The sequence below is a fragment of the Marinovum sp. J2-8 genome, assembly GCF_055808435.1.
Genome location: NZ_JBVVRZ010000006.1, coordinates 263697 through 276369 on the forward strand (window position 1 = coordinate 263697; position 12673 = coordinate 276369).

The window sequence follows — 12673 nt, forward strand, 5'->3', positions numbered from 1 at the left end:
CCTCAGAACAGGCGCGGCAATGTCATCGACAACGCGGGCACATAGGTCACCAGGATCAAAGCGAATATCGCCGCCAGATACAACAGCCCCATGTGCCGGGCGATGCCCAGAACACCAACCCCCGAAATCCGCGACGCCACATAAAGCGTCGCCCCGACCGGCGGGGTGAACAGACCAATCGCCACGTTACAGGTCATGATGACCCCCAGATGCACCGGATCAACACCAAATGTCTGGGCCATCGGCAGGAACAGCGGCGCCGTCAACAGGATCGCAGGCACAGGGTCAAGCACAAGCCCCAGAACCAGCATGACGATATTGACCAGCAACAGGAACACCCAGGGCGAGCTTGACAGGCTTTGCACCGCATCGACCAACACATATGGCATCTGCTCCAGCGTGATCAGCCACCCCAAAACCGACGTCGCACCAATCACCACCATTACAATGGCCGAGGTGACAAAAGCGTCGATCATCAACCGTGGCAGATCGCGCAGGTGAAAATCCCGATAGATCAGCATCGTCACCAACAGACCATAGATCACGGCAACCGCCGCCGCCTCGGTCGGGGTGACAAAGCCGGAAAAGATGCCGCCAATGATCAAAACCGGCATCATCAGCGCCGGGATTGTCCCGACAAAGGCGCGCCACAGATCCGGCGCCGGGGTCATCACCCCGCCCGCATCACAGCCCGACGCCTTGCCAACCCGGTAACACACCCCCATGAACAGCAACCCGAACAACAGCCCGGGCAAGGTGCCCGCCAGGAACAGATCGGCCACCGACACACCGCCGACAAAGCCGTAAATCAACATCGGGATCGACGGCGGAATGATAATGCCGATGGTGCCCGCCGCCGCGACAAGACCGGCGGCAAAGGCGGGTTTGTATCCCTGTTTCGCCATGTTCTTGATCATCACCGAACCAATGGCGGCGCTGTCGGCAATGGCCGAGCCGGAAATGCCGCCAAACAACATCGACGCGCCGACCACAACCATGCCCAGACCACCGGGCAGAAAGCTCAGCAGTGCCCGCGAAAAGGTGATGATCCGCTCGCCGACGCCGCCCCGGCTCATCAATTCACCGGCGACAATGAACAGCGGAATGGCGATGAAATGGTTCGGCTCCACCCCGCCAATGAAATTCAGATACAGCGCCTGAAGCGGATAACCGAGGTCAAAAACCATGATCGGCAAAACGGCGGTGATCAGGATCGCCCAGACCAGCGGAACGCCAATGAAAACGGTGAACAGAAACACCGCGACAACAAACAACAGGATCATGCTTGGGTATCCCCGGCGATATCGGTGCCGCGGAAATGCAGCCACATATTGAAAAGATGAAAGATCAGCGACAGCGCCATGCCAACCGGCATCGCGGCATAAAGCAGCCCCACCGGCCAATAGAGCACCGTGGTCTTTTGCGCCCATTGGTGGGCGGCAATCGACCATCCATGCCAGATCAACGACAGGATCAAGAGCGCAATCACCAGATTGATGACATGTTCCAGGATATTGCGGGCGCCCGCGTTCAACAGGGTTGCGCTGATCTCGGTCACGCGCATATGCGCGCCACGGGCAATCGCCGCCGCACAGCCCAGGAACGTGGTCCACAGCAGCAAGAAGGCCGTGACCTCCAGCGACCAGGCCAGGTCAAACCCGGCCAACCCCCGCAACGTGGCATTCGAAAAGGCAAGGATCAGGATGGAAAACCCACCCAAGGCAAGCAGCCCGTCAATTGCCGATGACAGGGCCCGCAGCCCCGCCGGATAAAATGGTCGGAAATCCATTGGTCACATCCTGGAATTCGGGAAGACCGGGCGCATAGCGACGCCCGGCCATAGGTCGTTTCAGCTCAGATCAATGCGCGGCGCGAATTGCGGCGGCATCGGCCAGCACCCGGTCAACGACCTCGGCGCCATACACTTCGCGGGCCTTGTCATAGACGCTGGCCACGGCATCGCGGAACGGGCCGATATCCGGCGTGATGATCGTAGTGCCGTCGGCCTCCAGCTGTTCAATCTGTGCAGAGACCAAATCCGCCACCAATTTGCGGCTGAACGCCGAAGATTCAGCAGCCGCCTTTTGAATGGCCGCCTTGTCCGTGTCCGACAATTTGCCCCATGTGCTTTCCGCCACGGTCAACGGCAGCGGCGAATAGACATGGCGCGTCAGCGTCAGGTTCGGCGCGACTTCGGCAAATTTCAGCGACACGATGGTATCAACCGGGTTTTCCTGACCATGCACAGTGCCCTGCTGGATCGCCAGATAGACGTCTGTCACCGGCATCACCACGGTCTGGAACCCGATGGCCTCCATCGTCCAGCGGATCATGTCGTTGGGAAAAACCCGCATCTTCTTGCCTTCGGCATCGGCGGGGCTGTTCAGCGGGAATGTGGTGGTAAAGCTGCGGAAACCGGCCTCCCATGTCGACAGAACGCGAATGCCCTTTTCCGGCATCTTGGCGAATTCACCCTGAAGCCATTCGGAACTGTCGTAAAACGCCCAGCCCTGCTCATAGCTGTCCACCAGGAACGGCATCGCCGTCAGGTTCAGCGACGGCATATGTGTCGCATAAGATCCGGTGGCCGATACGGTGAAATCGACGCCGCCCAGTTGCAGCTGCTCGATCGCCTTGGGGTCATTGCCCAATTGGCAGGCCGGAAAGATCCGCACCTTGTAGCGGCCTTCGGTATATTCTTCGACTTTTTCAGCAAAAACCTTGGCGGCCTGGTCGCGCGACCCGCCGGGATTGTCGGTGTGGCTGAATTTCAAAATGGACTGCGCATCCGCAGCCCCGGCGGCCAAGGCCAAAATTGCACTGGTCGCTATGGCCTTCAAAATGGGGGCCCCAAAAATGGGCGTCGTGGCAAATTTCATATCAGCTCCTCCCTGAGCGATCTTGGTTATTGCATTAATTTGCGTATGCGTTAATGAATGCGCTGTCAACTGCCGCAATCGGTATACTCGCGCTGAAATGCAAATCACCGGGTCTGAACCGGGCGCTGACATGGGTTGGACATCAGGTGCGGGGGCTGGCCATTTCCGCCGGGCCATGACACCCGATCGCACTTGAAACTGGCCGAGACCGAAACAGGCCCGAAGACACATGAACCAAGGACAGGACATGCCACACCGAACCGCCCTTCGCAGCCAGACAGACAGAATGACCACCACCGTCGGATATGCATCATGACCGACACTGCACTGCGCGTCGCCTGTGTCGGGGCGGCTATTTCAGCCAGTTTCATGTCGACAGCTGGACCCGAATGCCCGGCGTGTCATTGGTGGGTCAATGTGATCTGGATATGGCGCGGGCGGGCGTGCATGGCGCGCCGCCCTTTGATGATCTGGACCGGATGCTGACCCAGACCAGCCCCGACATTCTCGACATCATCGTGCCGCCGCCCGGCCACGCTGACACCATCCGCACTGCGCTGGCCCATGGCATCAAAACCATCATCTGCCAGAAACCCTTTTGCCGCGATCTGGACGAGGCCCGCGCCATCACAGCCGAGGCCGCAGCACAGGGCGCCACCCTGGTGGTGCATGAAAATTTCCGCTTTCAGCCCTGGTATCGGGCGATGCGCGATGCGCTCGACAGTGGCAAGGTCGGCACCGTGCTGCAAATGACCTTCCGCCTGCGCCCCGGGGATGGCCAGGGGCCTGACGCCTATCTCGAACGCCAACCCTATTTCCAGAAGATGGAGCGTTTTCTGGTGCATGAAACCGCAGTGCATTGGGTTGACACCTTTCGCTATCTGCTGGGCGAACCAACGGCGGTCTATGCCGATCTGCGCCGGGTCAATCCGGTCATTGCCGGCGAGGATGCAGGCTATATCCTGTTTGATCACCCGAACGGCGTGCGCAGCCTGTTTGATGGCAACCGGCTGTTGGATCACGCCGCCGAAAACCACCGCAAAACCATGGGCGAGGCCGAAATCGAAGGCACCAAAGGCACGTTGTCACTGGGGGGTGACGGCGCGGTGTCGTTCCGCGCCTTTGGCAGCCGCGACATCGACACATGGATGCCGGCGCCGGACTTTCCCGGATTTGGCGGCGATTGCGTGCATCATCTGCAATCCCATGTGGTGGCAGCGGTGCGCAATGGCCATACGCCGGAAAATACCGCCTCTGACTACCTTGCGGTCATAGGGATCGAACAGGCAATATACCAATCTGCCAATTCCGGCCAAAAAGTCAGGCTGCCCCAAACGTGACGACACTGCACACCCCTTCCAACGCCCAGCGGGCCCAAACCCGATTGCGGGACATGATCCTGTCGGGCGAACTTGCCGCCGGCACCGACCATCTGGAAAGCGAGCTGGCGGAAAAGCTCAGCATGTCACGCACCCCGGTGCGCGAGGCCTGTGTCATGCTGGAATCCCGTGGGCTGTTGTCGGTCCGCCCGCGCAAAGGCGTGCGCATTCTGCCGGTGTCCCCCGCCGACATGGAAGAAATCTATGACATCCTCACAGAGCTCGAGACCCTCGCCGCGCGCAAGGCGGCCGAGGATCGCCCACCCGAATCCGCGCTGGAAAACCTGAGCCAGGCGATCAAGGATATGGACCGCGCCCTGCTGGCCGAGGACCGCGATACATGGGCCCGCGCCGATCACCGGTTTCATCGTGAATTGATGCGGCTGGGGGCAAATCGGCGGGCGATGGACATCTTTGAAATGATGAGCGACCAGGTCGCCCGCGCCCGTCTGACCACGCTTTACATGCGCCCGGCCCCGGATCGGTCAAACGCCGATCACCATGCGGTGCTAGAGGCGATCCGCGATGGCGACGCCGAAAGGGCCGCCGCCCGCCACCGCGACCATCGCCAATATGCCAAGGCCATGTTGCTTGGCCTGTTGAAAAAGCACCGGCTCAGCCTGCTTTAGGGTCAGACCCTGTCAAGTCGGCCCCTGGACCGCGGTATCCGCCATGGGAATTTCCCGCAACCGCAGCGACACAAGACAGGCCACCGCCGCCAGCCCCGCCGCGATCCAGAACACCGGATGCAGCGCGTTGGAAAACCCGGCAAAGACCGCGTGCTGTGCCTGTACCGGCAGATGCGACACCAATTCGGCACTGATCGACCCGATGCCCTGACCGGCGGTGTCCGGCAGATGCCCGGCCAAATTCTGCGTCAGATTGGCACTGAACAACGCCCCAAAGGCCGCCGTCCCCACCGACCCGCCAATCAGACGGAACATATTGGCGCTTGCCGTGCCAACGCCCAGCATATGCCGTGGCACATCGTTCTGAATCGCGGCAATGCCAATGGAAAACACCGGCCCCAGCCCCAATCCGACCAGCACCATCGACAGCGCCACCACCCAAAGCGACGACCCGACCGACAGAGTCGACAGGGCCAGCATCGCAAGCGCCAGCAACGCGGTCGACAGCACCGGCATCCACTTGTAGCGCCCGGTGCGGCTCATCACCCGGCCCGCCCCGGCAGACGACGCAATCAACCCGACCATCATCGGCGTCAGGAACAAACCGGACACCGCCGGCGTCACGCCCTGCACCACCTGCAAATACAACGGCATGAAGGTGATCGTGCTGAACATCGCAACGCCCACCATGAACCCCACGGTGTTGACCACCAGAAATGTGTTGTTGCGAAACAGGCTGAGCGGCAACACCGGTTCCGCCGCGCGGCTTTCCACCACGATGAACCCGGCCAACGCCGCAAGACCCAGACCAATCATCCCAAGCATTTCCACACTGCCCCAGGCCAGCACCGACCCGCCAAGGTTCGACACCAGAACCGCAACCGACAACAGCACCGCCAGCAAAATCGCCCCGGCAATGTCCAGCTTGACCGCCCGGTTGCGTTTCAGATCCGGCAGCGCCGCATGCAACACCACCAGCGCCAACAGACCAATCGGGAAATTGGCAAAGAAGATCCAATGCCAGCTCAGCGCCTCGACCAGAAAGCCACCGAACAAGGGGCCAATGACGGTGGAAATCCCGAACACCGCCCCCATCATGCCCTGCGCCTGACCGCGTTGCCGGGCCGGTAGAACATCGGCGACAATGGCCATCGACACCACGATCAAACCGCCGCCGCCCAGCCCCTGGATCACCCGCCCGGCGATCAACACCTCCATCGAATACGCCAATCCCGCCAGCGTCGCGCCCGCCAGAAAGACAAAGATCCCCAACTGCACCACCATCTTGCGGCCATAAAGATCCCCCAGCTTGCCCGCCACCGGCGCACCGATTGTCGAGGCCAGCAAATAGGCGGTGATGACCCAGGTCATATTCTCCATGCCGCCAAGATCCGCCACCATGACCGGAATCGCCGTGGTTACAATGGTTTGTCCCAGTGACGCAAAAAGCAGCGTCACCGCCACAGCGGCAAGCGCAATTCGGGTTTGATAGCGGTTGGCCCCGACGTCAGTCGGGTTTTGCGTTGTTGCGGTGCTCATAATACATTCTCCGGGGGCTGTGGGCGATGCTGCCCCAGCCTTAAAATCAATGTTGCTTGCATTTATGTGCTGGCAGCATGTAAATGTCAACAGCATCTATTTGGAGAGCGAGGCCTTGCCCGACCGTGACACAGATCTGAAACGCCTGCTTGCGCAGGCCGACATCGGCGAAGACCTGAGCCAATCGGCCTTTGAACTGGATGCCATCATGCAGCATTGGCGCCGACGGGTGGTCAAACGCGAATTGGGGCAACGGGCCCTGGCCGATCTTGGGCTTGATCTCGATCTGGCGTTGCTGGACGTGTTGATGGTGGTCTGGGCACCGTCGAATGAATTTGCCGACACCCCCGAGGGCGATGTCATGGTCTCGACCGTGGCCACCCGGCTTGGGATTGATCCCTCACGCGCCAGCCGCCTGACATCGGAATTGATCCGTCTTGGCCTGATCCGCCGCGCCGTCAGCCAGGAAGACGCCCGCCGCGCCGTGCTGGAACTGACCCCGGAGGGCGCACAAATCGTTCAGGCCGTGCGCCGGTACAAATTTCTGATCCTTGGCAATTTTCTCAAAGGCTGGAGCCCAGAGGAGCTGGCGACCTTTATCCCGCTGTTGGAACGGTTTTCCGCCTGGTCGGAAACCTCCGAAGATCCCACCGGCAAGATCGCCGCCGAAATCGACCGCCTGCGCAGCAGCCTGACAGACACCGCGCCCTAGACCCCCGCCATCAGTACAACCAAAGGGTCCGGCACGCCCAACCCGACACGAAAGCGCGCGACAACCGCCGCGCGCCCAATAGACTTTTGTGATAGATCTTATTGCGTCAGAGTGAAGGGGCCGGTGTAATTGGCCACATTGTCCGGCGTGATCAGCAGGCAGTCAAACAGCTGCTTTTCCGCGTCGACCATCGGTGTGCCGTTCTTGATATAGTAATCGGCCTGCACCACCGCTTCGCGCGAAAACACAGCAACCGGTTGCAGCACGGTATAGGCCATTTCGCCGGCCTTGACCGCTTCGACCGCATCGGGCGATCCGTCAAATCCGCCCACAAACACACCGTCCAGCTTGCCCGCTTCCTTCAGCGCGGCAATCGCCCCCAGCGCCATTTCGTCATTGCCCGAAATCACAGCGTCGATTTCCGGGTTGGCCTGAATGATCGACTGCATCTTGTTGTAACCTTGGGTCCGGTCCCAATTGGCCACTTCCTCGGCCACTTTTTCCAGACCGGGATATTGGCTCAGCACGGTGTTGTAACCGTTCGACCGGGTGGCGGCGTTGTTGTCAGCGGGGTTGCCAAAGAATTCGACATATTTCGCTTCGTCGCCAACCATGCTCTGCCAGGCCACAGCTCCAATCGCCGCGCCCTGGGCGTTGTTCGACACAAGCTGGGCAATCGCAATGCCGGCCTCGTTGATTTCCGCATTGACCAGGAACACCGGAATGCCGGCTTCGGTGGCCTTGCGCACCACACCCACCGACCCATCGGCATTGGCCGGATCAAGAATGATCGCCTTGGCGCCATTGGTGATCGCGGCGTCAATCAGGTTGGATTCGGTGTTGGTGTCACCTTTGTGGGCGGCCACGGTGGCCTCATACCCCAGTTCCTCGGCGGTGGCCTTGGCAACTTCGCCTTCGGTAAACCAATACGGATTTGCCGGATCGGTAACGATGATCGAGATCAGGCCTTCGGCCCAGGCCGAGCAGGCCATCAGTGGCAACGAGGCCGCAGCGGCCAAAAGCGCGCGTTTGGTAAATGAGATCATTGGAAGTCTCTCCCTTGGGGTTGGTTGGGTGCCGGCGGACCGGCGATCTTCGCGTCGGGTCTCCTCGCCCGAATATCCGCGAAACTGGATGGGGATCAGCCCTTGCGGCCTTTGCCCCCGTATTGGATCGAATTCAGCATCACGGCGAGCACGATCACCGCACCGGTAAACACCGTCTGCCAGTAGGAACTGACGCCGATAATCACGAGACCATCTGACAGAAAGCCGATGACAAAAGCCCCCAGCAACGTGCCGCGCACCGTGCCGCGCCCGCCCATCAGGCTCGCGCCGCCGACCACAACCGCGGCAATCGCCGTCAATTCATAGGTGGTGCCCGCCGTCGGCCCCGCCGACGTCAGCTGGGACGACAGCACCAGCCCCGCAATCGCGGCACAGACCCCCGACAGAACATAAACCGTGATCTGAACCTTCTTGACCGGCACGCCGGACAATTCCGCCGCGCGTTCATTGCCGCCCGACGAATAGAGCCAGCGACCAAATGCGGTCCGCGCCAGCAAAAGCCCCGCCAAAATCGCCACCACCGCCAGCACAATCACCCCGATCGGCACGCCGCCGATACGGTTGAAGCCCAGCCAGTTGAACCCGGTGTTGCCGAATTCCGGCCGCCCCGACAGGTTGTTGAACGTCAGACCATTGGTCATCAAAAGCGCCACGCCGCGCGCCACATAGAGCGAACCCAAAGTGGCGACAAAGGCCGGCACCCGGAAAAACGCAACCAGTATACCGTTGACCGCGCCGACAAATGCACCAAGCGCCAGCGTCAGCAACACCACCGCCCAGACCGGCGGATAAAGGATCACCCCCGCCGCCTCCAGCTCGATCCCCTGCATCAGATAGCCGGCAAAAACCCCGGTCAGCCCCAACACCGACCCAACCGAAAGGTCGATGCCGCCATTCAGGATCACCAGCATCATGCCAATGGACAACAGGCCGAAAATCGCAACGTGATTGGCCATGATAAGAAAGTTCGACACCGTCGCGTAATTCGGCGACAGAAAGGAAAAGATCGCGATAATGGCGATCAGCGCGAAAAACGCCCGCCCCTCCAGCAATATCTGCACGAGACTGGCTTTCTCCCCGAACATCTGGGCGATCAGCCCGCCCGAGCCATGTTTCTTGTGGGTGGTGACGTCGGTCATGACTTCAGGTCTCCGTTTCCGTGCTGCGCGGCGTTGGGGCTGTCCATTTCGACAATGGCCCGTGCTGCGTGTTCGTCGATGATCAGCCCGCGCAACAATCCGCTCTCCAGAACGGCTTTGATGGCTTGGGGTTTCAGGGCGCCGCCGGCCACGGCGACAATGCGGCGGCCTTTCAGCTGGTCGCGCGGCAGGGTCAGAATGCGGTCGCTGACCTCCTGACCCACGGGTTTCCCGCGCCGGTCAAAGAAGTGGCCCAGCATTTCGCCAACCCCGCCGGCCTGCGCAATCCCGGCCATGTCCGCCGGTGCAATCATGCCTGCGCTGACCAATTCGGCCTCTGGCGTGGTGGTGCCGATGCCAACAATCAAAAGATCCGCCTGCGCGGCCAATGCCGCCGCTTGTTGAACCGCGCCCTGGTTCAAAAGCACCGCGCGATCCGCCGCGGAATTGGCGATAAAGGGCGCCGGCATCACCACCGGCTCTGCCCCGGTCCGCGCCGCCAGATGTGACACAATGGTATGTGGATTTTCATCCGCGCCACCGGTCAGCGCCCCCATCAGCGACACGATTTTCAGATCCTGCGCCTGCGGCAAATCGGGCGTATCCGCACAGGCCAGAAGCGTCCGGCCATGGCCGACCCCGATCACCCGGGTGCCCCCGCCAGAGTTTGCGGCAGAATTTCCAGCAGAGATTTCGGCGGACAAAAACGCACCACCCGCGCGCCCCAACGGCCCAAGCGCCAGTGCGTCACCATCCCGCCCCAGATCATCCTGCCCCGCATCGGCAACCACCTGACAATGGTCCAGCCCAAAGGCCGCGATCAGGCTCTGTTCCAGATCAACCTCACCCGAGGCCGCCATGATTTGTTCCTTGGTGGCGTCGGGGCCGAAGCTGGCGGAAATCTTACCCTTGTGCATGACGACAATGCGATGGGCGATGGACAGACATTCACTGACCTCAGAGGTGGAATAAACCACCGCCAGCCCCTGCTGCGCGCCTTCCGCCAACAGGCGGAACACCTCGGCCTTGGCCCCGATGTCGATGCCGCGCGAAGGTTCGTCCAGCAACACCACGGACGGTTTGGTCGCCAGCATCTTGCCGATCACCACCTTCTGTTGATTGCCACCCGACAGCGACCCGATCGCCGCCCCGCCGCCATCGGTCTTGATCGTGACCTCGCGGATCGACCGGTCAATGATCGCCTGTTCGTCCGGGCGAGAAGTAAACAACCGTTTGGTAAACGCCCCGATAGAGGCCAGCGACAGGTTCTGTCCGACCGACATGGTCTGCACCAACCCGTCGCGCTGGCGATCCTCCGGCGTCAGCACCAGACCGGCCTCGATCCGCTGGGCGATGGACATGCCCGCCAGATCCCGACCATGCAGCGCCACCGACCCGCCCGACGCGGGCAAACGTCCGGCGATACATTCCATCATCTCGGTCCGTCCTGCGCCCATCAGACCATAGATGCAAACGATCTCGCCCTGACGCAGATCCAGCGACAGCCGATCCACCACCGAAAACCCCGACCCGCCGGAGGCACGCTCAGGTTCCTGATCGACAGCGCGACATCGCCAAATTCCACCTCTGGCGGCGATCCCAGATCGAAATTCTCGCCCACCATGTTGCGCACGATCCATTCCAGATCAATCTCGGCGCGCGGCGCATAGGCGGTCATCACCCCATCCCGCAGCACCACCGCGTGATCGGTGATTTCCAATGCCTCTTCCAGATGGTGCGAGATATAGACAATCGACACCCCCCGCGCCTTCAGGTCATGGATCACCTTGAACAGCACCTCGACCTCGGATGCTGACAGCGCCGATGTCGGCTCGTCCATGATCAGAATGCGGGAATTCACCGAAAGCGCACGGGCGATTTCAACAATCTGCTGCTGGCCCAGACGCAGATCCTCGACCGGGGTCAGCGGATCAATGTCTTCTTCCAGCTCCGCCATAAGCGCGCGGCACTGGCGTTCCTCTTCGGCGAAATTTACCCCGCGCGGGCCCATGATCTCGCGGCCCATAAAGATATTGTCGCGCACATTCATATTCGGCGCCAGCGACAGTTCCTGGTGAATGATCGAAATCCCCTGTTCGCGGGCTTCGACCGTGGATTTGATCGCCAGCGGTTTGCCATCAAGGATCAATTCGCCAGAGGTCGGCAAATGCACCCCCGACAGGATCTTCATCAGGGTCGATTTGCCCGCGCCATTTTCACCAAACAGCGTGGTGACCTGACCGCGATGCACGTCAAAATTCACACCTTTCAACGCATGGACCGCGCCGAAACTCTTGGTGACATCGCGGGCTGCCAATACAACCTCGGTCTTGTCGGGCGCGGCCCTGTCGCGGGTTGCGCTTGTTGGCACGTGCCGGGCTTCGGTTTGCATCACTGCACCTCAAAGGCCACCGGGGTGACCAGCCAGTTTTTCGGATTGATCATGGTGAACACGCCGGTCACGGTGACGGTCTTGCCCGTCAGCGCATCGCGGTCCAGCCCGGCCAGAACCTCGGCCGCCATGGCGCGATTTAAACCGGCGCCGGCGTCCTGATATTCGATCTGGTTCTTGAATGCGCCGAATTCGATGTCGCCGGTGATGTCGCGCAGCTCGGTGCCATTGATCGCCGGGCCGGTCTGGACCCGCACGCCGGTGCCCTCAGGCAGACCCTCAACCGCGACGGTGAAAATTCCCGATTTGCCCTCGCCCGCCGTGCCGGTCAAACGGACCGTCATCACCGGAAATGCCCCGGACATCCTGCCATAGGCGGCGATCGCTGCGGCCTTGTCGCTGGCCAGCTCCGCGGCCAGCTGCGCCGCCTCGGGCGCCTTTTCAATCACATGATCGCGCACAGGCGGAAATTCCTCTGCGCCGAACCGATCCGGGTTGAACGCCTGTTGGCGCAGGTCTTCGTCTCCGCCGATTGTCACCACCTTGGTGTCGAGGGCCATTGCGCCAAGCAATACAACCCCAGCGATAGCAAAGAGTGTCTTGCGTCGCGTCGCTTTGGACGTGCTGGCAGATAGGGTGCCGGTTGTGGCCATTACAGACGTGCCTCTTTTCTGTCCGACCCGGGTGACCGGGCGGTGGTGATTCTGCGCCGGAAACCCCCAGCGCCGTCATGTCAGGAAATTGTCCAACCAACTGATATTGAACTTTTCCTCCCTCTGTCGCTGCTCCGGAAACTCCTCAATTTCCATCGGGACCGGCAACTCGTCCCACCCAGTGGATGTAACGGATTGAACAAACCCTATTCGAAAAAAATTTCGTTGTCTGCAAAAAATTTCAGACAGCCAAAATTTTTTATGCTAGAGCTAACTCAACCGGA

At 60.8% G+C, this 12673-nt stretch carries 12 protein-coding genes; 3 read left to right on the forward strand and 9 right to left on the reverse strand.

Annotated elements, in window-relative coordinates; translation table 11 throughout:
- Positions 1 to 2: 2 nt before the first annotated feature.
- The 3 genes from AC0L4F_RS18245 to AC0L4F_RS18255 form a co-directional block, all read right to left on the reverse strand.
- On the reverse strand, positions 3 to 1283 hold the full coding sequence (locus AC0L4F_RS18245; RefSeq protein WP_244690835.1) for a TRAP transporter large permease: 1281 nt from the start codon (positions 1281 to 1283) through the stop codon (positions 3 to 5).
- Positions 1280 to 1789, reverse strand: coding sequence for a TRAP transporter small permease (locus AC0L4F_RS18250; RefSeq protein ID WP_244690836.1), 510 nt, complete (start codon positions 1787 to 1789; stop codon positions 1280 to 1282). The genes AC0L4F_RS18245 and AC0L4F_RS18250 overlap by 4 nt, the downstream gene beginning before the upstream one ends.
- A 70-nt stretch (positions 1790 to 1859) precedes the next feature.
- Positions 1860 to 2879: a TRAP transporter substrate-binding protein gene (locus tag AC0L4F_RS18255; RefSeq protein ID WP_244690837.1), complete on the reverse strand. Its 1020-nt coding sequence runs from the start codon at positions 2877 to 2879 to the stop codon at positions 1860 to 1862.
- 305 nt (positions 2880 to 3184) lie between these two features.
- Here AC0L4F_RS18255 and AC0L4F_RS18260 point away from each other — a divergent pair, with 305 nt between their 5' ends.
- Together AC0L4F_RS18260 and AC0L4F_RS18265 are read left to right on the forward strand one after the other, a co-directional pair.
- Positions 3185 to 4219 (forward strand): Gfo/Idh/MocA family protein, encoded by a 1035-nt coding sequence (locus AC0L4F_RS18260; protein WP_244690838.1) that lies wholly within the window; start codon positions 3185 to 3187, stop codon positions 4217 to 4219.
- Positions 4216 to 4887, forward strand: a complete 672-nt coding sequence (locus AC0L4F_RS18265) for a GntR family transcriptional regulator (protein WP_244690839.1) — start codon at positions 4216 to 4218, stop codon at positions 4885 to 4887. The genes AC0L4F_RS18260 and AC0L4F_RS18265 overlap by 4 nt, the downstream gene beginning before the upstream one ends.
- A gap of 12 nt (positions 4888 to 4899) precedes the next feature.
- On the opposite strand, the gene AC0L4F_RS18270 is transcribed toward AC0L4F_RS18265, so the two are convergent.
- Entirely contained in the window at positions 4900 to 6426 is a 1527-nt protein-coding gene (locus tag AC0L4F_RS18270; protein WP_244690840.1) for an MDR family MFS transporter, read from the reverse strand.
- Positions 6427 to 6541: 115 nt separating this feature from the next.
- Between AC0L4F_RS18270 and AC0L4F_RS18275 the strand changes: the two genes are divergently transcribed.
- Positions 6542 to 7138: a MarR family winged helix-turn-helix transcriptional regulator gene (locus tag AC0L4F_RS18275; RefSeq protein WP_244690841.1), complete on the forward strand. Its 597-nt coding sequence runs from the start codon at positions 6542 to 6544 to the stop codon at positions 7136 to 7138.
- A 98-nt stretch (positions 7139 to 7236) separates the two neighbouring features.
- On the opposite strand, the gene AC0L4F_RS18280 is transcribed toward AC0L4F_RS18275, so the two are convergent.
- The 5 genes from AC0L4F_RS18280 to AC0L4F_RS18300 all read right to left on the reverse strand — a co-directional run bounded on the left by AC0L4F_RS18280 (position 7237) and on the right by AC0L4F_RS18300 (position 12389).
- Entirely contained in the window at positions 7237 to 8184 is a 948-nt protein-coding gene (locus tag AC0L4F_RS18280) for a D-ribose ABC transporter substrate-binding protein (protein ID WP_244690842.1), read from the reverse strand.
- 95 nt (positions 8185 to 8279) lie between these two features.
- On the reverse strand, positions 8280 to 9344 hold the full coding sequence (locus tag AC0L4F_RS18285; protein ID WP_244690843.1) for an ABC transporter permease: 1065 nt from the start codon (positions 9342 to 9344) through the stop codon (positions 8280 to 8282).
- Positions 9341 to 10861, reverse strand: coding sequence for a sugar-binding domain-containing protein (locus AC0L4F_RS18290; RefSeq protein WP_244690844.1), 1521 nt, complete (start codon positions 10859 to 10861; stop codon positions 9341 to 9343). Before AC0L4F_RS18290 ends, AC0L4F_RS18285 begins: the two co-directional genes overlap by 4 nt.
- A complete protein-coding gene (locus AC0L4F_RS18295; RefSeq protein WP_244690845.1) occupies positions 10801 to 11736 on the reverse strand; it encodes an ATP-binding cassette domain-containing protein in 936 nt (311 codons plus the stop codon). The genes AC0L4F_RS18290 and AC0L4F_RS18295 overlap by 61 nt, the downstream gene beginning before the upstream one ends.
- Entirely contained in the window at positions 11736 to 12389 is a 654-nt protein-coding gene (locus AC0L4F_RS18300; RefSeq protein ID WP_244690846.1) for a DUF2291 domain-containing protein, read from the reverse strand. Before AC0L4F_RS18300 ends, AC0L4F_RS18295 begins: the two co-directional genes overlap by 1 nt.
- Positions 12390 to 12673 lie beyond the last annotated feature (284 nt).